This is a genomic window from Nocardioides sp. Soil805 (assembly GCF_001429625.1).
GTDB lineage: Bacteria > Actinomycetota > Actinomycetes > Propionibacteriales > Nocardioidaceae > Nocardioides.
Genome location: NZ_LMSU01000001.1, coordinates 688,998 through 710,562 on the forward strand (window position 1 = coordinate 688,998; position 21,565 = coordinate 710,562).

19 protein-coding genes are annotated in these 21,565 nt (G+C 74.0%); 5 read left to right on the plus strand and 14 right to left on the minus strand.

The window, feature by feature from the left end:
* Positions 1-92 precede the first annotated feature (92 nt).
* From ASG94_RS03435 to ASG94_RS03445, 3 genes are read right to left on the minus strand one after another with little or no spacing between them, the layout of a single operon-like run.
* Positions 93-1,082 carry a methionine synthase gene (locus ASG94_RS03435; protein ID WP_235537111.1) on the minus strand — a complete coding sequence of 330 codons (990 nt, stop codon included), beginning with the start codon at positions 1,080-1,082 and terminating at the stop codon, positions 93-95.
* Positions 1,079-2,197, minus strand: coding sequence for a tRNA 2-thiouridine(34) synthase MnmA (gene mnmA, locus ASG94_RS03440; RefSeq protein ID WP_056925004.1), 1,119 nt, complete (start codon positions 2,195-2,197; stop codon positions 1,079-1,081). The genes ASG94_RS03435 and mnmA overlap by 4 nt, the downstream gene beginning before the upstream one ends.
* 7 nt (positions 2,198-2,204) lie before the next feature.
* A complete protein-coding gene (locus ASG94_RS03445) occupies positions 2,205-3,401 on the minus strand; it encodes a cysteine desulfurase family protein (RefSeq protein WP_056925005.1) in 1,197 nt (398 codons plus the stop codon).
* An 86-nt stretch (positions 3,402-3,487) separates the two neighbouring features.
* On the opposite strand from ASG94_RS03445, the gene ASG94_RS03450 reads away from it, so the two are divergent.
* On the plus strand, positions 3,488-4,759 hold the full coding sequence (locus tag ASG94_RS03450) for a hypothetical protein (RefSeq protein ID WP_156411398.1): 1,272 nt from the start codon (positions 3,488-3,490) through the stop codon (positions 4,757-4,759).
* Between the two features lie 7 nt (positions 4,760-4,766).
* Here the strand turns inward: ASG94_RS03450 and ASG94_RS03455 are convergent, their stop codons facing one another.
* The 9 genes from ASG94_RS03455 to ASG94_RS03490 form a co-directional block, all read right to left on the minus strand.
* Positions 4,767-5,417: a hypothetical protein gene (locus tag ASG94_RS03455; protein WP_056925007.1), complete on the minus strand. Its 651-nt coding sequence runs from the start codon at positions 5,415-5,417 to the stop codon at positions 4,767-4,769.
* Positions 5,418-5,428: 11 nt separating this feature from the next.
* Complete coding sequence (gene proB / locus ASG94_RS03460) at positions 5,429-6,550, minus strand: glutamate 5-kinase (RefSeq protein WP_056925008.1); 1,122 nt, start codon at positions 6,548-6,550, stop codon at positions 5,429-5,431.
* A gap of 25 nt (positions 6,551-6,575) precedes the next feature.
* The gene (obgE, locus tag ASG94_RS03465; RefSeq protein ID WP_056925009.1) at positions 6,576-8,135 is read right to left on the minus strand and encodes a GTPase ObgE; all 1,560 of its coding nucleotides are present in this window, start codon (positions 8,133-8,135) and stop codon (positions 6,576-6,578) included.
* 99 nt (positions 8,136-8,234) lie between these two features.
* Positions 8,235-8,489 (minus strand): 50S ribosomal protein L27, encoded by a 255-nt coding sequence (gene rpmA, locus ASG94_RS03470; protein ID WP_056885725.1) that lies wholly within the window; start codon positions 8,487-8,489, stop codon positions 8,235-8,237.
* Positions 8,490-8,573: 84 nt separating this feature from the next.
* Positions 8,574-8,885, minus strand: coding sequence for a 50S ribosomal protein L21 (gene rplU, locus ASG94_RS03475; RefSeq protein WP_056925010.1), 312 nt, complete (start codon positions 8,883-8,885; stop codon positions 8,574-8,576).
* A 153-nt stretch (positions 8,886-9,038) separates the two neighbouring features.
* Complete coding sequence (locus ASG94_RS22305) at positions 9,039-11,177, minus strand: Rne/Rng family ribonuclease (RefSeq protein WP_235537211.1); 2,139 nt, start codon at positions 11,175-11,177, stop codon at positions 9,039-9,041.
* 44 nt (positions 11,178-11,221) lie between these two features.
* Complete coding sequence (locus tag ASG94_RS22310) at positions 11,222-12,640, minus strand: hypothetical protein (protein ID WP_235537112.1); 1,419 nt, start codon at positions 12,638-12,640, stop codon at positions 11,222-11,224.
* 381 nt (positions 12,641-13,021) lie between these two features.
* Positions 13,022-13,738: a TIGR03936 family radical SAM-associated protein gene (locus ASG94_RS03485; RefSeq protein WP_056925012.1), complete on the minus strand. Its 717-nt coding sequence runs from the start codon at positions 13,736-13,738 to the stop codon at positions 13,022-13,024.
* A 70-nt stretch (positions 13,739-13,808) separates the two neighbouring features.
* A complete protein-coding gene (locus ASG94_RS03490) occupies positions 13,809-14,993 on the minus strand; it encodes a winged helix DNA-binding domain-containing protein (RefSeq protein ID WP_235537113.1) in 1,185 nt (394 codons plus the stop codon).
* A 131-nt stretch (positions 14,994-15,124) separates the two neighbouring features.
* On the opposite strand from ASG94_RS03490, the gene ASG94_RS03495 reads away from it, so the two are divergent.
* Genes ASG94_RS03495 through ASG94_RS03510 form a run of 4 tightly spaced genes read left to right on the plus strand, consistent with a single transcriptional unit; the run spans position 15,125 to position 19,150 of the window.
* On the plus strand, positions 15,125-16,966 hold the full coding sequence (locus ASG94_RS03495; RefSeq protein ID WP_056925013.1) for a hypothetical protein: 1,842 nt from the start codon (positions 15,125-15,127) through the stop codon (positions 16,964-16,966).
* A gap of 53 nt (positions 16,967-17,019) precedes the next feature.
* Positions 17,020-17,856, plus strand: a complete 837-nt coding sequence (locus ASG94_RS03500) for a glycosyltransferase family 2 protein (protein ID WP_082623898.1) — start codon at positions 17,020-17,022, stop codon at positions 17,854-17,856.
* Entirely contained in the window at positions 17,853-18,257 is a 405-nt protein-coding gene (locus ASG94_RS03505; RefSeq protein ID WP_056925014.1) for a DUF2304 domain-containing protein, read from the plus strand. Before ASG94_RS03500 ends, ASG94_RS03505 begins: the two co-directional genes overlap by 4 nt.
* On the plus strand, positions 18,254-19,150 hold the full coding sequence (locus tag ASG94_RS03510) for a glycosyltransferase (RefSeq protein ID WP_056925015.1): 897 nt from the start codon (positions 18,254-18,256) through the stop codon (positions 19,148-19,150). The genes ASG94_RS03505 and ASG94_RS03510 overlap by 4 nt, the downstream gene beginning before the upstream one ends.
* On the opposite strand, the gene ASG94_RS03515 is transcribed toward ASG94_RS03510, so the two are convergent.
* Both ASG94_RS03515 and ASG94_RS03520 read right to left on the minus strand, forming a co-directional pair.
* Positions 19,147-20,244, minus strand: coding sequence for a glycosyltransferase family 4 protein (locus ASG94_RS03515; RefSeq protein ID WP_156411399.1), 1,098 nt, complete (start codon positions 20,242-20,244; stop codon positions 19,147-19,149). The two genes, ASG94_RS03510 and ASG94_RS03515, sit on opposite strands and share 4 nt — an antisense overlap.
* Positions 20,245-20,257: 13 nt before the next feature.
* Positions 20,258-21,508, minus strand: coding sequence for a hypothetical protein (locus ASG94_RS03520; protein WP_056925017.1), 1,251 nt, complete (start codon positions 21,506-21,508; stop codon positions 20,258-20,260).
* Positions 21,509-21,565 lie beyond the last annotated feature (57 nt).

Sequence of the window (21,565 nt, forward strand, 5' to 3'; positions counted from 1 at the left end):
CCGGCCGCCCCGCCCCCGGGTAGTTGAGGACGATCTCGTCGGGGATCCCACCGATCCGCCCACCCAGATCGTCCCCCACTACCGCCAGCGGGTCACAGGTGGCCGGCGACGGTGCCGGAGAGGCGCAGCGCCTGACGCGCCCAGTCGTACGACGCCCCGGCCAGGCCGCAGGACGGCGTCACGACCAGCCGTCCCGACGCCTCCTCGTGGTCGAGGCCCAGCATGTCCAGCCAGCGCAGCACGCGCTCGGTGAGCGCCGTGTCGCCCGGGAGGGTGCCGGGGTCGGTCGAGGGGACGATGCCCAGCGCGACGGTCTCCCCCGCCTCGATGGCCTCCGCGAGGTGGTCGAGGTCATGGGGCCGCAGCACGTCGAGGTCGACGGACAGGCCGCGCGTCCCGGCACCGCGGACCAGCGACCAGGGCACGTCGGGCGCGCACGAGTGCACCCACGGCTCGGCACCGGACTCGGTGATCGCGGTCAGCACCCACTCCAGGGCGGCGGAGGCCTCGGGCAGGTCGACGCGGCGGTGTCGGCCGAAGCCGGACGCCGTCGGCACCGCTCCCGCGAGGACCGCGGGCAGCGCCGGCTCGTCCACCTGCACGACCAGCCGCTCCGTGCCCGGCAGGCGCCGCCGCAGGTCAGCGACGTGGTCGCGGACGCCCTCGGCGAGCGCCTGCGCGAGGTCGCGGCGGGCGCCGTGGTCGGACAGGATCTTGTCGCCCCGGGGCTTCTCGACCGTTGCGGCCAGCGTCCACGGTCCGCAGACCTGGGCCTTGAACGGTCCGGCGTGCCCCTGGGCCTGCTCCTCGACCTGGTCGAGGTCCTGGGCCAGGAGGGAGCGGGCCCGGCGGTGGTCGATGCCGGGGGCGTCGGTCAGCCGCCAGCCGGCCGGCTGCAGGTCCGCCCCGAGACCCGCCACGACGGCCAGCCCGCGCCCGGTCATGGTCGCCAGCGCACCCCGCCCGGGCAGCTCCGGCACGTGCGGCAGGGACAGCTCGCCGAGGACGACGCGCACCGCCTCGGCGTACTCCCGATCGTCGGTGCCGGGCATCGACCCGACCCCGGTGGCGAGCGCGCTCACGCGAGGGCCTGCGAGCGGGCGGTGGCGCTGATCGTCGCCGAGCCGACGACGCGGCTGCCGTCGTAGACCACGACGGCCTGACCTGGGGCGATGCCCTCCGCGGGCTCGAGCAGCTCGACGTCGACCCCGCTCCCGTCGGCGTGGACGGTGACGACCGCGCGGTGCTCGGCCCCGTGCGCGCGCAGCTGCACGCTCACGTCCGGGCCGTCGAGCACGGTCGGGACGGTGCCGCACCAGCGCGGCCGGATCCCGCTGATCCGGTCGATCCGCAGCCCCTCGCGCGGGCCGACGGTGACGGTGCCCGAGACCGGCTCGATGTCGAGGACGAAGCGGGGCTTCCCGTCCGCCGCCGGCCGCCCGAGCCGCAGCCCGCGGCGCTGCCCGATCGTGTAGGCGACGGTGCCCTCGTGCCGGCCCAGGACCTCACCGGAGCCGGCGTCGACGATGTCGCCGCCGGTGTTGGGGTTGCGGTCCCCGAGCTTGTCACGCAGCCAGCCGGCGTTGTCGCCGTCGGCGACGAAGCAGATGTCGTGCGAGTCCGGCTTGTCGGCCACGAGCAGCCCGCGCCGGGCCGCCTCCTCGCGCACCTGCGGCTTGCTGGTGTCGCCCAGCGGGAAGAACGAGTGGGCGAGCTGCTGCTGGTCAAGGACGCCGAGCACGTAGGACTGGTCCTTGCCGTGGTCGACGGCCCGGTGCATCTCGATGAGCCCGTCGGCACCGGTCCGCAGCTGGGCGTAGTGCCCGGTCGCGACCGCGTCGAAGCCCAGGGCCAGCGCGCGGTCGAGCACCGCGGCGAACTTGATCTTCTCGTTGCAGCGCAGGCACGGGTTGGGCGTGCGGCCGGCGGCGTACTCGTCCATGAAGTCCTCGACCACGTCCTCGTGGAAGCGGTCGGACAGGTCCCACACGTAGAAGGGGATGCCGATCACGTCGGCGGCGCGGCGGGCGTCGTTGCTGTCCTCGATGGTGCAGCAGCCGCGGGCGCCCGTGCGGTACGACGCGGGGTTGCGCGAGAGGGCGAGGTGGATGCCGGTGACGTCGTGGCCGGCCTCGACGGCGCGCGCGGCGGCGACGGCCGAGTCGACCCCGCCCGACATGGCGGCGATGATCCTCATCGCGGCCTCATCGGGGCTTGGCCGCGCGGGCGCGCTCCACGACCGGTCCGATGGCCTCGACGAGGGCGTCGACGTCGGCGGCGGTCGAGGTGTGGCCGAGCGAGAAGCGCAGCGAGTGACGGGCCTGGTCGGCGTCGCAGCCCATGGCCAGCAGCACGTGGGAGGGCTGCGGCACGCCGGCGCTGCAGGCCGAGCCGGTGGAGCACTCGATGCCGCGGGCGTCGAGGAGCATGAGCAGGGAGTCACCCTCGCACCCGGGGAAGCCGAGGTGCGCGTTGCCGGGGAGCCGACCGCCGTCGTCGCCGTCGAGCGCGGCGCCGTGCAGGTGCGCGTCGGGCACCACCTCGACCACCCGGCGTACGAGGTCGTCGCGCAGCGCGGCGACCCGCTCGGCGTGCTCGGGCTGGGCCTTGACGGAGGCCTCGATCGCAGCGGCGAGCCCGGCGATGGCCGGCGGGTCGAGGGTGCCGCTGCGGATGTCGCGCTCCTGCCCGCCGCCGTGGACGAGGGCGGAGACCCGGAGGTCGCGGCGTACGACGAGGGCGCCGACGCCGTAGGGACCGCCGACCTTGTGCCCGGTGAAGCTCAGCGCGTCGACGCCGGAGGCCTCGAAGTCGACCGGGACGGCGCCGACGGCCTGCACCGCGTCGGTGTGCACCGGGATGCCGTGCTCGTGGGCCAGCGCCACCACCTCGTCGACCGGCTGGAGGGTGCCGACCTCGTTGTTGGCCCACATCACCGAGACGAGGGCCACCGAGCCCGGGTCGCGCTCGATCGAGCGGCGCAGCGCGTCGACGTCGAGACGACCGCGCTGGTCGACGGGCAGCAGCTCGACGTCGGCGCCGTCGTCGGTGGCCAGCCAGTGCAGCGGGTCGAGGACGGCGTGGTGCTCGATCGCCGTCGACAGGATCCGGACCCGGCGCGGGTCCTCCCCCCGGCGCGCCCAGAAGATGCCCTTGAGGGCCAGGTTGTCGGCCTCCGTGCCGCCCGAGGTGAAGACCACGTCCCCGGGCCGGCAGCCCAGCGAGCGGGCGATGGTCTCGCGCGCCTCCTCGACGACCCGGCGGGCCGAGCGTCCCGAGGCGTGCAGCGAGTTGGCGTTGCCCACCGAGGCCAGCTGTGCGGTCATCGCGTCCAGCGCGACGGGCAGCATCGGCGTCGTCGCGGCGTGGTCGAGGTAGACGGGGGGTCCGGGGGTGGTCATGACCTGCCAAGCCTACGCGCGGTGTGCACGAGGTCCATCTCGGCATTCACGCCCCGGCCGCCCGGACGCCGCCTAGGCTCCCGCGCATGAGGCTGGTGCCCCGGGTCGTCGTCCTCTGCCTGCTGCTCGGCGGCGCCGGAGCCTGCACCGCGGACGCGCGCCCCAGCCGCCCTGAGGCGGTCGACCCGCTCGGTGCGGACGAGGTGCGCTCGGAGGCGGTCCGGCTCGTCGCCGAGCGGGAGGCCGCGCTCGTGGCCGGGGACCGGGACACCTTCCTGGCCACCGTCGACGACGACGCGCTGCAGTTCGTGGCCACCCAGGCGCGCTGGTTCGACAACCTGGCGGCGATGCCGGTCGGCGACCTGCGCCTCGAGCTCGCGGGCGAGGGGTCCGCAGGGGACGAGGACGTGGAGGACGACGATGACGAGGAGGGCGAGCTCCACCTGCCGGTCGACTTCACCATGCGGCTCGACGGCTTCGAGCAGCGCAGCGTCACGCAGCGGCTGCTCTACACCTTCCGCCAGGTGGACGGCGAGGTCGTGCTCGTCGACGACCGCGACGCCGAGGGCGATCGCCGTGCGGGCTGGCTCCCGGACCCGTGGGACGTCGCCCACGTGGTGGTCCGCGAGAGCGGGCCGATCCTCGGCCTCTTCGACGAGGAGACCGAGCCCTACGCCACCGCCGTGATGAGCGACCTCCGGGCCTCGCGGAGGACGGTCCTGGCGGCCCTCCCGGACTGGTCCGGGAAGGTCGTGGCCTACGACATCTCCGACCTCACCGCCCTCGAGGAGCGCACCCCGATGGACGTCCGGGAGACGGGCGGCGTGGCCTATCCGGTCCCGGTCCGCCCGGGCTCCCGCACGGTCGCTGCCCATCGCTTCGTCGTCAACCCCGCCGTGGCCCACGACGGCCTGCAGCGCGAGTTCCTGCTCCGCCACGAGCTGACCCACGTGGCCCTGGCCAGCAGGGACGACAGCAGCCCGCGCTGGCTGACGGAGGGTGCCGCGGAGTACGTGTCCCGGAGCCACCTCCCCGCCGAGCAGCAGCGGCTCATGGCTGCGTACGTCCTGGCGTACCTCGGCGACCCCGCACCCGTCCTCACCGACGGCCTGGGCTTCTACGCCGACGCCGACGCCAGCTACGCGCTGGCCGCCGTCATGTGCACCTACCTCGTCGCGACGCGTGGGACGCAGGTCCTGTGGGACCTGATGGACGCCTTCACCGCGGCGCGGCTCCGAGCCGGGCAGGCCGGACCGCTCACGGCGCCCCAGGTGGACGCGGTGCTCCTCCGGCAGGTCGGCCTCGACCAGCGGGGGTTGGCCCTGGCCGCCGTGGCGTGGGCGGCCGCAGGCGGCTGAGGGGCGCTCAGCCCGCCATCGTCGTCGACAGCCACGGGTGGTCGGCCCGCTCGCGGCGTACGGCGTCGCGCAGCCACTCGCGCGCCCCCGGGTCCAGGAGCGGCCAGGTGGTCTCGAGGTCGACGGTGTCCTTGGGGCGGTTCAGTCGCGCCTTGTGGTGGAGCACGACCTCGGGGCGCATGTAGCGGATGCCGTCGTCGGCCACCCAGGTGACGTCGGCGAGGGGCACGACGTGCGCGTCGTCGCGCCGGCTCACCCACAGCCCGTCGCGGTCCTCGGAGAGGATGCAGTCGAGGAACCACGGGGCCGTCGCGTGGTCGCGCAGCCACACCTGGCCGGCCTGCGGATGGGGCTCGGGCCAGTCGTCGTCGACCGGGCGGATCGCGCCGCCGCCGGCGCTCCAGATGTGGTGGCGGTCTCCGACGTGCTCGCGCAGCAGGGGCAGGTCGCGCCGCCAGATGACCAGGTCGATGTCCTCGTGCCGCCGGGCGACGCCGGTGAAGGCCTCGATCGCCCAGCCGCCCACCACCCACCACTCCCCCGGGTAGCCGGCCATGAAGGCCGCCGTGCCGGCCGGGTCGAGGGCGTCCCACTCGCCGTACAGGCGCCGGAAAGCCTCCTCCTCGGCGACCTCCTCGGGGGTCGGGTCCCAGGTCATCCGCACACCCTTCAGAGCAGGACGAGGTCGTCGCGGTGCACGACCTCGCGCTCGTACGCCGAGCCCAGCGAGGCCTTGAGGTCGTGGCTGGAGCGTCCCAGCAGCTCGGGGAGCTCGTCGGCGTCGTAGTTGACGAGCCCGCGGGCCACCGCGACGCCCGCGGGATCGACCAGGTCGACCGGGTCGCCGGCCACGAACGCCCCCTCGACCGCGACCACGCCCGCCGCGAGCAGGGAGGCGCCGCGCTCGGTGACCGCGCGGACCGCGCCGGCGTCGAGGGTGACCGACCCCTTCGGGTCGGTGGCGTGGGCGAGCCAGAGCATCCGGGTCGGGCGGCGGCCCCCGGTGGCGTGGAAGAGGGTGCCGACCGCGGCACCACCGAGGGCGGCGGAGGCGTGGTCGGCGGAGGTGAGCACGACCGGGATCCCGGCGCCGGTGGCGATCCGGGCGGCCTCCACCTTGGTGACCATGCCGCCGGTGCCGACCCCGGCCGAGCCCGTGCTGCCGATGGTGACCGCGTCCAGGTCGGCTGCGGAGCGTACGTCGGCCAGCAGGCGGGCGCCCGGGCGGCTCGGCGGGCCGTCGTACAGGCCGTCGACGTCTGAGAGGAGCACCAGCAGGTCCGCGTGCACCAGGTGGGCGACCAGGGCGGCGAGCCGGTCGTTGTCACCGAAGCGGATCTCGGAGGTGGCGACCGTGTCGTTCTCGTTGACGATCGGCAGCACGCCGAGCTCGAGGAGCTTGGCGAAGGTCTGGTAGGCGTTGCGGTAGTGCGCACGCCGGGTGACGTCCTCGGCGGTGAGGAGCACCTGCCCGGTGACCAGGCCGTGCCGGGCGAACTCCTCCTGGTAGCGGTGGGCCAGCAGCCCCTGCCCCACGCTGGCGGCCGCCTGCTGGGCCGCGAGCGCCTTGGGCCGCCGGGCGAGCCCGAGCGGGGCCAGGCCCGCCGCGATCGCGCCGGAGGAGACGAGGACCACCTCGGCGCCCCGGTCGCGGGCGGCGGCCAGGACGTCGACGAGCCGGCGGACCCGGTCGGGGTCGATGCCGCCGGCGGCGGTGGTCAGCGACGACGAGCCGACCTTGACCACGACCCGGCGCGCCCCGGCGACCAGGGCGGCCCGGTCGCCGGCCACGCGGCCGGGCCCGTCAGCAGCCCCGTCAGTCCTGCTCACTGCCGTCCCAGTCGGGGTCGTCCGACGTGCCGATCTCGTAGGACATCGGGCCGATCCCGGAGCTGGTGACCGTCTTCGGGGCGGTCTTGCTCCGGTCGATGCGGCGGGCCACGTCGGCACGGGTCTCGGTCTCGGAGCGCTCGGGCATCTGCTCCTGGATGTCGCGACGGCGGGTGGCCGAGGGCCGCTCCTCGCGCAGCCGCTCGTCCTCGCCACGACGACCCAGCATCTCGGCGCCGGCCTCGACGCTGGGCTTGAAGTCGAAGACCACGGCGTTGTTCTCGGGGCCGATGATGACGGCGTCGCCCTCCTGGGCACCCATCTTGACGAGCCGGTCCTCGATGCCGATCCGGTTGAGGCGATCGGCGAGGAAGCCGACGGCCTCCTCGTTGCTGAAGTCGGTCTGGCGCACCCAGCGCTCGGGCTTCTCGCCGCGCACGCGCCAGCCCTCGGGCGACTCGGTGATGTCGAAGTCGCCGCCGCCGTCGACCGACGGGGGCCGGATCACGATGCGCGTCGCCTCGACCACGGGCTTGTCGGTGCGCGAGCGCTGGACGAGGTCGGCCATGGCGTAGGTGAGGGCCTGCATGCCCGCACCGGAGGCGGCGCTGACCGGGAAGACCCTCAGGCCACGCTCGGCGAGGTCGTCGAGGACCATGTCGGCGATCTCGTGGCCGTCGGGGACGTCGACCTTGTTGAGGGCGACCAGGCGCGGGCGGTCCTCGAGCCCGCCGTAGCGGGCCAGCTCGTTCTCGATGACGTCGAGGTCGTCGAGGGGGTTGCGCCCGGGCTCGATGGTGGCGGTGTCGATGACGTGCACCAGGGCCGCGCAGCGCTCGATGTGGCGCAGGAAGTCGTGGCCCAGGCCGCGACCGTCGGCCGCGCCCTCGATGAGGCCGGGCACGTCGGCGACGGTGAAGGTGACCTCGCCCGCGCGGACGACGCCCAGGTTGGGCACCAGGGTCGTGAACGGGTAGTCGGCGATCTTGGGCCGCGCCCGCGACATCGCGGCGATGAGGCTGGACTTGCCCGCGCTCGGGAAGCCGACCAGGCCGATGTCGGCGACGACCTTGAGCTCGAGGCGGACCTCGATCTCGTCGCCGGGCTCGCCGAGGAGCGCGAAGCCGGGAGCCTTGCGCTTGCTGCTCGCCAGCGCCGCGTTGCCGAGACCGCCCCGGCCGCCCTGGGCGATGACCATCTCGGTGCCGGCGCCGACCATGTCGCCCAGCACGGTGCCGTCGAGGCGCTTGACCAGCGTGCCGTCGGGCACCGGCAGCACCAGGTCGCCGCCGTGCGAGCCGTTGCGGTGCCCACCGGCACCGTGGCCGCCGTGGTCGGCGCGACGCTTGTTGCTGTGGTGGTAGTCGATGAGCGTCGTGACGTCGGGGTCGACCCGGAGGATCACCGATCCGCCGGGACCACCGTTGCCGCCGTCGGGGCCGCCGAGCGGCTTGAACTTCTCGCGGTGGACCGAGGCGACGCCGTTGCCACCCCGACCCGCACTGATGTGCAACGTGACCTGGTCGATGAAGGTCGGGACAGCCATGGTTTCGCTCTCAGTCGTGAAGCTCGGTGGAGAAATGCGCGAAGGGCGTCCCCAGTCCAGGAACGCCCTCCGCGGTGGAAATTCAGTGTCGCCGCAGCGTCACTCGCCGGGGACGATGTTGACGACCTTGCGGCCGCGCTTGGTGCCGAACTCGACGGCACCCGCCTGCAGGGCGAAGAGCGTGTCGTCGCCGCCACGGCCCACACCCGAGCCCGGGTGGAAGTGGGTGCCACGCTGGCGCACGATGATCTCGCCGGCGTTGACCGTCTGGCCGCCGAAGCGCTTCACACCGAGGCGCTGGCTGTTGGAGTCGCGGCCGTTCTTGGTGGACGCGGCGCCCTTCTTGTGTGCCATTTCAGTAATCCTTCGTGGAGGTGTGGATCGAGCAGCGCTGTCGGGCGGCCGCGCGGCGGCGAAGCCGACACGCTCGCCCCGACGTCACAGGGAGATGTCGGTGACCTTGACCTGGGTGTACTTCTGGCGGTGACCCTGGCGCTTCTTGTAGCCGGTCTTGTTCTTGTACTTCTGGATGACGATCTTCGGGCCCTTGGTCGCGCCCAGGATCTCGACCGTGACGGCGGCCTTGTCGAGGCCGGTCGCGGTGACCTTCTCACCGTCGACCACCATCACGACGGGGAGAGTCAGGGTGCTGCCGACCGTGTTGGCCTTCAGGTCCATCTTGTCGATCTCGATGACGTCGCCAACAGCAACCTTCTGCTGCTTGCTGCCACTGCGCACAACTGCGTACACGGCGGGCTCACTCTCCTCGGGTCTTCATGGATGCCGGGGCGGAACCGCCGCGGGCAAAGTCAGGTGGCACGCCGAAGCGCACAAGGTGCAACATTACGGGCCGGACGGCGGCAGGGTCAAAACGAGGCCCCGCCGCCACCCGTCCCGGGTGGATCAGCGCTTGCGGGCGCCCTTCTTCTTGATCGGGACGTGCTCGACGTGCGGCTCCGCGCTCCCGTCGTGCGCCGCCGGGTCCGGTACGGCGAGCGGCTCGCCGCCGAACTCGACGTCGGAGGTGCCGGGCTCGACCCGTCCCGACTCGGGCAGGGTGCCCGCCACTCCGGACGGCGGTCCGGCGGGACGGCTGGCGGAGCGGCGCCGGGTGCGCGTGACGACCCGGGGCCTCTCCGGCTCGGGAGCGGGCTCGGCGGCGGGCTCAGCCGCCGACTCGTCGGCCGGCGGCACGGTCTCCTCGACCGTCTCCGCGACCTTGTCCTCGACCTGGTCCTCGACGCCCGGCTCGGCGGGCGCGTCCACCACGTCGGCCACCCCCGGCTCGGGGGACGCCGCCGTGGGGGCGGTGTCGACGGCGGGCACCGTCTCGGAGGCGCTGTCCTGGGCCGCGTTGTCGTCGACCGGCGCGGCGTCCAGGGTCGTGCTTTCCGGGGTGGCCTCGCTGCCCTCGCCGGACGGAGCACCACCGCGCGAGCGGCCTCCGGACCGACCGCCACGGCGGGAGCCTCGACGGCCGCCGCCCTCGGCGGGCGCGGCCTGCGAGTCCTCGGACGGGGTGCTCTCGGGCTGCGTGCTCTCGGACTGCGCGTCCTCGGTGCGGGCGTCCTCGGTGCGGGCGTCCTCGGTGCGGGCGTCCTCGGTGCGGGCGTCCTCGTCGGCCTTCTCGGCGCGGGCCATCGCGGCCACGTCCTTGGGCGAGGGAGCCGCCGACTGCTGGGCGCCTCCCGACTGACCGGCCGACTGACTCGAGCCGCCGTCGCGTCCGCGACCCCGGCCACGGGAGCGACCGGTGCGCTGCGGCTCGTCGTCGGCGTTGCGGCCCGGCTCGACGGGCTCGCTCTGGACCACGACACCTCGCCCGTGGCAGTGCTCGCAGTCGTGGCTGAAGGACTCCAGCAGGCCGGTGCCGATCCGCTTGCGGGTCATCTGCACCAGGCCGAGCGAGGTGACCTCGGCGACCTGGTGGCGGGTGCGGTCACGGCCCAGGCACTCGACGAGGCGGCGTACGACCAGGTCGCGGTTGGACTCCAGGACCATGTCGATGAAGTCGACGACGATGATGCCGCCGATGTCGCGCAGCCGGAGCTGGCGCACGATCTCCTCCGCGGCCTCGAGGTTGTTCTTGGTCACCGTCTCCTCGAGGTTGCCCCCGGAGCCGGTGAACTTGCCGGTGTTGACGTCGACGACGGTCATCGCCTCGGTGCGGTCGATGACGAGCGAGCCACCGGAGGGCAGCCAGACCTTGCGGTCCAGGCCCTTGGCGATCTGCTCGTCGATGCGGTGCACGGCGAAGATGTCGGACTTCTTGGCCGAGGCGCCCTCGGGGGCCTCGAACTTCTCGACCCGGTCGACGAGGTCCGGGGCGACGTGCTCGACGTACCCGGAGACCGTCTCCCACGCGTCGTCGCCCTGGATGAGGAGCTTGTTGAAGTCCTCGGTGAACAGGTCGCGCACGACCTTGAGGGTCAGGTCGGGCTCGCCGTACAGCAGCGCCGGGGCGTTGCCGCGGGCCTTGCCCTCGATGTCCTCCCAGCGGGCCTTGAGACGCTCCACGTCGCGCGTCAGCTCCTCCTCGCTGGCCCCCTCGGCCGCGGTGCGCACGATGACGCCGGCGGAGTCGGGGACGATCTCCTTGAGGAGGGTCTTGAGCCGGTTGCGCTCGGTGTCGGGCAGCTTGCGCGAGATGCCGCTCGTGGTGCCGTCGGGCACGTAGACGAGGAACCGGCCGGCCAGGCTGACCTGGCTGGTGAGGCGGGCACCCTTGTGACCGATCGGGTCCTTGGTGACCTGCACCAGGATCGGCTGGCCGCTGGAGAGCACCGCCTCGATCTTGCGCGGCTGGCCCTCCTTGTGGCCGAGCGCGGCCCAGTTGACCTCACCGGCGTAGAGCACGGCGTTGCGGCCCTTGCCGATGTCGATGAAGGCGGCCTCCATGGAGGGCAGCACGTTCTGGACGCGGCCGAGGTAGACGTTGCCGATCAACGAGGTCTGCGACTCGCGGGCGACGTAGTGCTCCACGAGCACCTTGTCCTCGAGGACGGCGATCTGGGTGAGGTCCTCGCGCTGGCGCACGACCATGACGCGGTCCACGGCCTCGCGGCGGGCCAGGAACTCGGCCTCGCTCACGATGGGGGCGCGACGGCGACCGGCCTCGCGGCCCTCGCGGCGGCGCTGCTTCTTGGCCTCGAGACGGGTCGAGCCGGCCAGCGACGTGATCTGGTCCTCGGCGGCGCGGCGGCTGCGCACCTTGGTGACGGTGTTGGGCTCGTCGTCGTCGGATCCGCCCTCCTCGCCGGCGCGGCGACGGCGGCGACGGCGGCGCGAGCTGCCCTCGCCCTGCTCGCCGGAGTCCTCGGAGGACTCGTCGGCCGGGCCGGAGGAGCCGGACGAGTCGTCGGCGGACTCGTCGCCGTCCGTGCCGTCGCCCTCGGCGTCCGAGCCGGAGCCGTCGCTGCCCTTGCGCCGTCGGCGCCGCCGCGGCGGCGCCGACGGCGGGCCGGACCGTTGCCGCCCTCGCCCGACTCGTCGCCCTGCTCGTCGTCGCCCTGCTCGTCGGCCTGGTCCTCGTCGGGAGTCTCGGCCGTGTCGGCGGCGGTGTCGAGCTGCGTGTCGGCGGCCCGGGTCTCGGCGGTCTCGTCCTCGTCGACCTCCGCGTCCGGGTCGAGGGTGGCCTCGGGCTCCTCGACGGGCGCAGCGACCTTCTTCGCCGGGGCCTTGCGGGTCCGACGCGTCACCGTGGGCGTGACCTCGGGGGCCTGGAAGAGCGGGACCACTCCCCCGGCCGTGGTGCCGTCGGTGCCGTCGGTGCCGTCGGTGACCTCACCTGCGGGTGCGTCGGTGGCCTTCTTGGCGCCCGAGCGCGACCCAGACTTCTTGGCGGCCTTCTTGGCCGGCCGCTGGGCCGCGGCAGGCGCGGCTGCGTCGCTGTCGGCACCGTCGCCGGCGGTCGTGTCCTCGGCCGGGGCGGCCGCTGCCTTCTTGGCCGTGCTCTTGCGGGCCGACGACTTGCGGGCCGCGGTCTTCTTGGCCGGGGCGGGCGCGTCGGCCACGGCGTCGGGCTCGACCTCCGGGGTCGTCCCGACAGCGGCATCGACGTCGGCCGGAGCGGCCGTGGCGGCCGTGGCGGCCGTGGTGGTCTTGCGGGTGCGCGTCGTCTTGCGGACCGCGGCCTTCTTGGCCGGCGCGGCCTCGGCAGCCTCCTGGGTCGCAGCCGCAGGCGCGTCGACGGGGGTGGCCGCGGGCGTGTCCGACGCTGCCGGGACGGCCTTGCGCGGCGTACGGGTGCGGGTCGTCTTCTTCACGACCGGCGCGGCACTCGCCGCGGCCGCGTCCGGCACCTCGGCGGTGGCCTCGCCGGCGCCGGCGGCCTCGGCCGGCGCAGCGGCGGCCTTGCGGGTGCGCGGCGTGGTGGTCTTGCGCGCGGTGGTCTTGCGCGTGGTGCGGGTGACCGTCGGCGGAGCGGTGGTCCCACCCGTGTCGCCCGAACCCGGGCTCTCGCCGTTCGTCTCGCCGGTGGTGCTGGTGTCGTTGTCGTCGAGCATGTCGCTCTCCTCGCCGGCACCGGACTCTCGGTCCGGAGCCGTGTCGGCGCCGCGAGGCCGCAGGGGGCGTCCGGGGCGCAAAGCCTTCGTGTGGCGGCGACACCCTCCGCGTGTGCGTCACCGGGTGCGTGCCGTCACCTGCCGCGGTCGCCGGGCCCCCGGCGGGACTGGTGGTCCCTACCGACGTGGGTCGCTGTCACCGACCCACAGGCCGCGTCGCGGTCTGGTGACGACCTTCATCCGATGTGCCGACCTTCGTCGGTACGGCGAGAACGTCGTCGGCCCGTCTTCGCGGTGGCGGACCACCTCGGGACGGACGTGGCGAGTATCGCACACGGCGCTGCGATCGCGGTCACCGTGAACGGCGTGGGAGACCGGGCCTCACGCGACGAACGGGTCGCCGATCGTGCCGTCGGCGACCAGCGGGCCCTGCGCGAGACGCGTCATGAGCGGCGCCGGGCCCGGCTCGACGTCCGAGACCGCCACCAGCGCGGTCAGCACGTCGTCGGGGCGGACGGCGGGGACGCCGTGCCGCAGGACGACGTCGAGGGCCGAGCGGTCGTCGTACCCCGAGGAGGTGACCGTGAGGCTCACGACGGCGCCGCGCGCGTCGAACTCGCGCAGCCCCTTCTTGGTCATCCGCTCGACGAGGACCTCGTCGGCGGCCAGGAAGGAGGCGACCGCGGCCTCGACGACCTCACGCGTGCCGTCGAGGTCAATGCGCCAGCGGCTCGCCTCGAGCCGGTCGGCCAGCGAGCCGCCGGGCGACTCGACCACCTCGATCACGTCGAGGCCGTCGGGCAGCGACGCGTCCAGCTGGGCGTGCACCTCCGCCGGGACCAGCACCTGGGCGAGCGCGATCTCGAGGTACTCCGCCTCGCTCGCCGAGCCGGTCGGAGCGGCACCGGCGTAGGAGATCCGGGGGTGCGGGTTGAAGCCCGAGGAGTAGGCCATCGGGATGCGCGCGCGGAAGACGGCGCGCTCGAAGGCGCGGCTGAAGTCGCGGTGGCTGGTGAAGCGCAGGCGACCGCGCTTGGCGTAGCGCACCCGGAGGCGCTGGACGGGGGGCGGCTGCTGCGGGGGATCCTGGCGTGGCATGGCGGGCACAGGCTATCCGCGGGGGGCCTGGGTCGGGAAAGCGCGCGGCCCACCCCGGCACGACCTGCCGTCAGGGCAGGCGCGCCTCGCGCATCTGGCGCGAGGCGTACACGCTGTTGACCGACTCCCCGGCCAGCCAGGCGGTCAGCCGCTCCGCCTCCACGTCGAGCGCGGCCCTCGCGTCGGCCCCCGGGTCCTCGCGCAGCACGACGTGGACCGTCCCGGCGCCGTCCTGGACGTAGCAGCCGACCACGCGACCGTCCCACCAGGCGGTGGTGCCCCCGTTGCCGTTGGTGTCGAAGAGGTACGGCACGTGTGCGGGGTCGAGGTACCAGTCGCGCTGCTTCCAGCCCATCAGCGTCGCGTCGAGCACCGGCAGCAGCGCCGCCCACGGCTCGACGGGAGGCTCGGGCTCCAGGTCGTCGGGCAGCAGCCAGCCGGTGTCGCCGGACTCCAGCGCCACCGGGAGGGCCCCCAGGTCGGCGAGGGCACGCCGTACGGCGCCCTTGGTCGCGCCCAGCCACCACACGACGTCGGTCTCGGTGCCGGGCCCGAAGGTGCGCAGCCACCGGGCGACCAGGGCGGCGTACCCCTCCTCGGGCGCCAGCGGCACCGGCTCCTCCCCCAGCCACCCCGCCATCGGGACCCACACCGGCCGCGAGATCCGCCAGTGCCCGCCGTTGCGACCGCGCACCAGGTGCGCGGTGAGGCCGAGGTGGGTCAGCAGGCGCGTGTGGTTCCACAGGGAGCCGGCCGAGACATCGACGGGCGTGGCGAGCTCGGGGAACAGTCGGCCCACCTCACGGGCCGGAAGGCCCTCCGGGTGCTCGTCGAGGTGGGCGAGCACGCGGGCCCGGGCCGCGTCGAGCCAGGCGTCGCCGTCGGCGGCGATGCCCGCCTTCTCCACGTCCTTGGCGATCCGGCGCCGCTCGATGAGCGCGACGCGCGCCGACGCGCTCCCCCACGCCGCGGGCAGGAGGTCGCGCGGGAAGACGAAGAGCGTGCGGCGCATGGCCAGCTGCTTGACCAGCGAACGGTCGTCGTACAGCGCCCGGTCGAGGTCGGCGCGGGTCATCCCGTCGACGCGGGCGTGCACCGAGAGGTACGGCGTGGGCGGCTCGGTGGAGTGCAGCACCGTCATCGCCCGGGTGGCCGCGACCGGGTCGGCCAGCCGGTGCCGCGGCGCGATGCCGTGCCGGCGCGCCATCCGGGCGCGGCGCTCCGCGTCGGGGACCAGCCGGACCGGCTCGCTCACAGGGCCTCCCAGGGCGGATCGCGTGATGTGGACGCAGCCTAGTGACGCCGCCCCCGGCGAGGCCGCCTCCGGGCCCGGTCGTCGCCGGCGCCCCGCCTATAGTGAGCGGCCGTCCTGAAGGAGGCCGTCCATTGAGCTCCCACTCCGGCCCGCGGTCCGCGCCCGGGCTCCGACCGCTGCTCGGCTGGTCGGTCGCCCTGGTGGCCGGTGGCGTGGCCTACGTCGCCGCCGACACGGCCTCGCCGCTCGCGCTGGTCGTGCTGGCGGTCGCCACCCGCGTGCACGCGCACCGGCTGGGCTGGCGCCTGGGCCTCGGGGTGGTCACGCTGGGGGCCCTGGTCGCCCAGGTGCTGCTGGCGTGGGCGGCGCCGCACGTGGGCGGCAGCTTCAGCACCGACATGCTCGTGTGCTGGCTGCTCGCCGGGGCGGGGTACGCCGCGGTGGCGAGCGTGCTCCCACCGGCCCGGCTGGGGGCACCGCGCTGGTGGGACCTGGCGGCCTGCCTGGTGACGCCCGCGCTGGTGGCGGCGTACATCGGCTGGACCGTCGCGGTGAAGCCGCGACCGTGGCTCGCCTGGGCGATGGGTGGCGACGCCGCCAACAACATGATCCTCAACCGGGAGTTCCTGCTCCAGGGTGGTCTGCTGCGCAGCCAGGGCAACGGCGCGCCGCTCGCCACCGTCATCCACGGCTCGTGGGCCGCGCCGGCCGTGCTCGGGCACGACAACGCCGACCAGGTGCGGTCGCTGGTCCTGCTGGGCGGCCAGCTCGGCCTGCTGACCTGCGCGGCACTGGGGGTGGTGGGCAGCCTGCTCGCCCTGCGCAACGCGCGTCCCGCCCGCGGGCACCGGATCCTGGTCGGCGCCGCTGCGGGCCTCGTGCCCTGGCTGTGGTGCGTGGCCGGCTTCGTCTTCCTCTACGGCTACCAGAACGCCGCACCGGCGATGCTGGTGCTGCTCCTGGGATGGCTGTGCTGGCTGGCGCAGCGCGACCACCCGGTCGGGGCGGTGACCGGACTGGTCCTCGCGACCTGGGCGTCCGCGATCGTCTGGGGCCCGGTCACCGTGGTCCCGGCCGGCTGGCTGGTCGTGGCCGTGCTCCGGCAGCGGAGGGCCCTGCGCGGCGCCGGCCGCCTCCTGCTGGTGCCCGCCACCGCCCTGGCGGGGGCGATCGCCTACGCCCTGCTCGTCACCCTGCCCGACCTGCGCGCCCAGGGCGGCCTGCCCGCCTTCGACGGCGCCCACCCCAACTTCGACCAGCACTGGTCGCTGCGGCTGCTGGTGACGCTGGCCGTCGTCGTGGCCCTGCTCCACCGCCGGCTCCCGAGCGAGGTCCGCTGGGGCTTCTGGGCAGCCGTCCCCGGCATCGCCCTGGGGGTCCTCCAGCTCATCCGCGCCCGGGACGGCCTGCCGGAGGCGTGGGGCTACTACCCGATCAAGTTCGCGTGGATCGTCTCGATCGTCCTGGCCCTGGTCCTCTTCGCCGAGCTGGTCGGGCCCCTGCAGCGCCTCGCCGGTCGCGCCTGGGGCGGCGCGGGCGTGCTGACGGCGATCGCGGTGCCGGTGGTTGCCCTGTTCCTCGTGACGCCGCCGGTGCGGCCGGTGACCGCGCACTCCTTCCTGGCCCCCGTGCAGATGCACGACGACACCTCCACGGACATCGCCCTGGACCGGATGTTCACGCTGATGGAGGAGCACCCCCGGACGATCCTCTCGTCGTACTGGAACTCGCCGAGCCGGGTGGGCTTCGACAGCCTCAGCAACTTCTGGTTGCTGCAGTCGGGAGCCACCGGCATCAGCGACCCCATCCGCTTCCCCGCCTACAGCCTCGACTCGACCGACCCCGCCGCCCTGTGCGAGGCCGTGCGGACCTGGGGCGAGGACGTCCGCGTGGTGACCCGCTCCCCCAAGCTCACCCGGTCCCTCGAGTCGTGCGACGCGCCGGGCTTCGAGGTCGAGGTGGTGCGCGAGTGAGGGCCGTCGCCACGATCGGGTCGTCACCGAAGGCCGCTGTTAGCATTCCGGCCATGCGTGGGGACGGATCAGATCTGCGCGTGCTGATCATCGTGCCCGCCTGGAACGAGCAGGACTCCATCGCGGCCACCGTCACCGAGATCCGCACGTGCCTGCCGACAGCGGACCTCCTCGTCGTCGACGACGGCTCGACCGACCGGACCTACGAGCGGGCCACCGGAGCGGGCGCGATCGTGTGCTCCCTGCCCTACAACCTGGGCGTGGGCGGCGCGATGCGGACCGGCTACCGCCACGCGCTGCGCGAGGGGTACGACGTCGCGGTCCAGATCGACGCCGACGGCCAGCACGACCCGCGCTTCCTGCCCCGCCTGCTCGAGCGGCTCGACGCCGCCGACGTGGTCATCGGCGCGCGCTTCGCGGACAAGGACGACCCCTACAAGGTCCGGGGTCCGCGCCGCTGGGCGATGGTGATGCTCGCCGCCGTCCTCTCGCGCGTCGCCAAGGCCCGCCTCACCGACGTGACGTCCGGCTTCCGCGTGTCCAACCGCCGCGCCATCTCGGTGTTCGCGGCCCACTACCCCGCGGAGTACCTCGGCGACACGGTCGAGTCCCTCGTCATCGCCAGCCGTGCGGGCTGCACGGTGACGCAGGTGCCGGTGACGATGCGTGCCCGCGCCGCCGGGACGGCGTCCCAGTCGCCGTACAAGGCGACCCTCTACCTCTTCCGGGCCGTGGTGGCCCTGCTGCTGGCCCTCGTCCGGGACTGGCCCGCCCAGTTCGACGACGGGGTCACCAAGGCGGACACCCAGGTGCGGCCTGACGCCGCCGGGGGACCGGACGCAGCGCACCCGGACGCACCCGGGACCGACCCGACGGAGGTGCGGCGATGAACGCCAGCGCCGTCCTCGGGATCGTCGGCTCCGCGACCATCCTGCTGGCCCTCTTCGAGATGATGCGGCGACACCGGCTGCGCGAGAAGTACGCCCTGATCTGGGCGGTGGTGGCCGTGTTCGTGCTGCTCGTCGCGGCCTTCCCCCTGCTGCTGCAGTCGGTGGCCCACGCGCTCGGGATCCAGGTGCCGGCCAACCTCCTCTTCTTCGCCGCCTCCATCCTCATCATGGTCCTGACGCTGCAGCACAGCTCGGAGCTGGGCAGGCTCGAGGAGCGCACGCGCACCCTCGCCGAGGAGATCGCCCTGCTGCGCCTGCGCATCGAGCAGCCGCAGGGCCTGGCCCCCTCGTCCAGCACGACCCAGCAGCCGGACGACGAGCACCAGGACGGGGACGGATGAGCGGCGCGCCCGTGCTCGAGATCTTCGTGCCGTTCTGGGGCGACCCGGCCCTGCTCCGCGCCTGCATCGACAGCGTCAAGGCCCAGGACGACCCCGCGTGGGTCCTCACCGTGGTCGACGACTGCTACCCCGACGAGTCGGTGGCCGCACACTTCGCCGCCGAGACCGACCCGCGGATCACCTACCTGCGCAACGAGCGCAACCTCGGGATCACGGGCAACTACGAGCGGTGCCGGGAGCTCGCCACCGGTGACCTGATGATGTTCCTGGGGTGCGACGACCTGCTGCGCCCCGGCTTCGTCGCCCAGGTCAAGGACCTGCATCGCGAGTTCCCACGCGCCGCGACGCTGCAGGTGGGCGTCGACGTCATCGACGAGCACGGAGCGCCGATCGACCCGCTCACCGACAAGGTCAAGCGAGCGATCATGCCGCGCGTCGGGTCGCGCGCGGAGCTCGGGGGCGAGCAGCTGGCCCAGAGCCTGCTGCGGGGCGACTGGCTCTACTGGCCCTCGCTGGTCTTCCGGACCGAGGCGCTGCGCGCCTACCGCTTCCGCGAGGGACTGCCGATCATCCAGGACCTCGCGCTGGTGATCGACATGACCGCGGCGGGCGAGACGCTGGCGCTCGACCGGGCGGTGGGCTTCGCCTACCGCCGGCACACCGCCAGCGCGTCGTCGTCCAGCCTGCTGCACGGCTCGCGATTCGCCGACGAGCGGCGCTACTACCGCGACGCCGCCGACCAGATGTCCGCGCTGGGCTGGCGAAGGGCCGCACGGACGGCGAGGCTGCGGTGGACCTCGCGCCTCCACGCGGTCACCCTGGTCCCGTCCGCGCTGCGCTCACGCGACCGCGCGGGGCTGCGCACCCTGTGGGCGCACGCCGCCGAGCGCTAGCGTCCCAGGGCCAGGTCGAAGACCCCCAGGGTCTCCTCGGCCACGCGCTCCCACGAGAACTGCGCCGCTTGCTCGAGGCCGGCCGACGCCATCGCCGGCAGCACCTCGGGCCGGGTGGCGACGGTACGGATCGCGCCCGCGATCGACTCCAGGTCCAGGGGGTCGAACCACAGTGCGGCGTCGCCGCCGACCTCACGCAGCACCGGCAGGTCGGAGGCGAGCACGGGGAGGCCCTCGGCCATCGCCTCGAGCACCGGCAGCCCGAAGCCTTCGGCGAGGGTCGGGAACACCATCGCCCGGGCCCGCGAGCGCAGCCCGCGCAGCTCGTCGTCCTCCACCCAGCCGCGCAGCTCGACCCACTCACCCATCCCGGTCTCGGCGACGACCGCGGTCAGCGGGTCCTCGCCCCGGCCGCCGGTGATGACCAGGTGCGGACGGACCTCCTCCTCGACCAGGGCCATGCTGCGCACCAGGCGCTCCCAGTTCTTGTGGGGCCGTCGCTGCCCGCTGGCGAGGAGGAGGTTCTCCGCACCGCGGTCCACGACCGGGACCTGGTCGGGGCGCTCGGCCGCGAGCAGGACGACGTGCAGGCGCTCGCGCGGGTAGTCGAGGTACTTGACGATCTCGTCCGCCGAGACCTGGCTGTCGGTGATCACGCGGGTCGCGTTGGCCGCACCGCGGCGCTCCATCCACATCACCGGACGCGTGTACATCGGCGTGGTCATCAACTCGGGGTGGCTCCAGTAGAGCATGTCGTGCAGCGTGATCACGGTGGGCATCGACGTCCACATCGGGCCCAGGGTCGCCGGGCAGTGGACCAGGTCAGCGCCCCGGCGCCGGGCGTGCCAGCTGGAGCCGATGAGCTCACCGAAGGCCCACACGAAGCGGTTCTCACCGCTGATCCGGGACCGGATCACCTCCCCCGGGAACCAGGACAGGTCCATCCGGGCGCCCTCCTTGCTGGCCAGGGCGACGAAGTCGAGACCGGTGTCCATCCGGCCGAGCTGGCGGTAGAGCTCGCGGGTGTAGGTCTCCATCCCGCCCTTGGTGCCGGTGTAGGAGAGCAGGTCGACCAGCACGAGTGGGCGCGGCACGAGGAACCTTCCGTCAGGGGTGGGCGAGTGCGGACTCTAACCGATCACGCCGGGCGCCGAAGAGCATGTGGACGGCGATGCCGACCACCGGGCCGAGCACCAGCGCGACCACCACGCGCACCTCCAGTCCGCCCTGCAGGACGAGCAGCAGCACGGTCGTGGCACCGGTGGCCGCGAGCCATCCGACGAGGTAGGCGCCGTGGTGGTCGAGGGCCAGCGCGGCGGCGCCGGTGAGGGTGAGCAGGCACACGAGGCCGGCGGCCACCATCAGCGCGGCGAACGTCCAGGCGGGGACGTCGTACGACGGGTTGACGACGTGCAGCGCCGTCGGTCCGAGGAGGTAGGCGAGCACCGCGCCGACGGCCGTGGCCGCGAGGACCAGCTCGGTGGCTCCCTTGAGGGCCCCCACCCCGTGCTCGACGACCTTGGTGACCACGACGTTCTGGTAGGCGCCGAGCGGGACGAGCAGGGGCGCGCGCGACAGCGACACCGCCAGGATGAGGGGCGCGGCACCGGCGAAGACGTCGTCGGGCGTGGTGACGCGCAGCAGGACGGGGAACCCCACCAGCAGCACCGCCGAGGCCCCCGACGCCGTGCAGGCGGTCACCATCCTCGCCAGCAGGCCGGCGCGGTCGACGTCGGCACGCACGCCCCACGCCCGCCGGTAACGCGCCGAGGCGAGCGAGAGCACGATCCAGGCCCCGCAGGCGGCGGCGACGGCCCACGACAACCCGACGACCCTCGCCCCGGCGACGACGGCCACCGCGCAGAGCAGGAGCCGGCTCGTCGACTCCACGCCGACCAGGGTGGCGTACGCCGTCCACTCCCCCGACCCGGCGGTGGCGCCGCCCAGGGCGGAGTGCACGGTGAACAGGGCCACCCCCACCAGGAGCGCGGGCAGCAGCGCGAGCCACCGGTCCCCGAACAGGTGCGGCGCCCACAGCGGGCCGCTGAGCCCGAGCACGGCGACGACGGCACCGCCGAGCAGCAGCGCGGTCGGGACCACGCGCGCCCCGGGGCCGGTGGAGGCCCCCACCCCCGCCGCGAAGACCGAGCGCGTCCCCTCGGACGTCAGGCCGACCAGCACCCCGAAGACACCGAAGAGGGCGCCCCAGAAGACCAGGAAGTCCGCGTTGTCCGACGCGCTGAGGTCACGGGCGGCCAGCACCAGGACGGCGTACCCGACGACACCGCTGACGACGGCGGCCACCACGACCGGGAGTCCCGGGGATCCCCGGCGCACGGGGGTCTCGTCGGCAGCCACGAGGCACGATCCTAGGGCCCTGCCGAAACGGCTCCCGAGCGGCTCCGTTGTTACCCT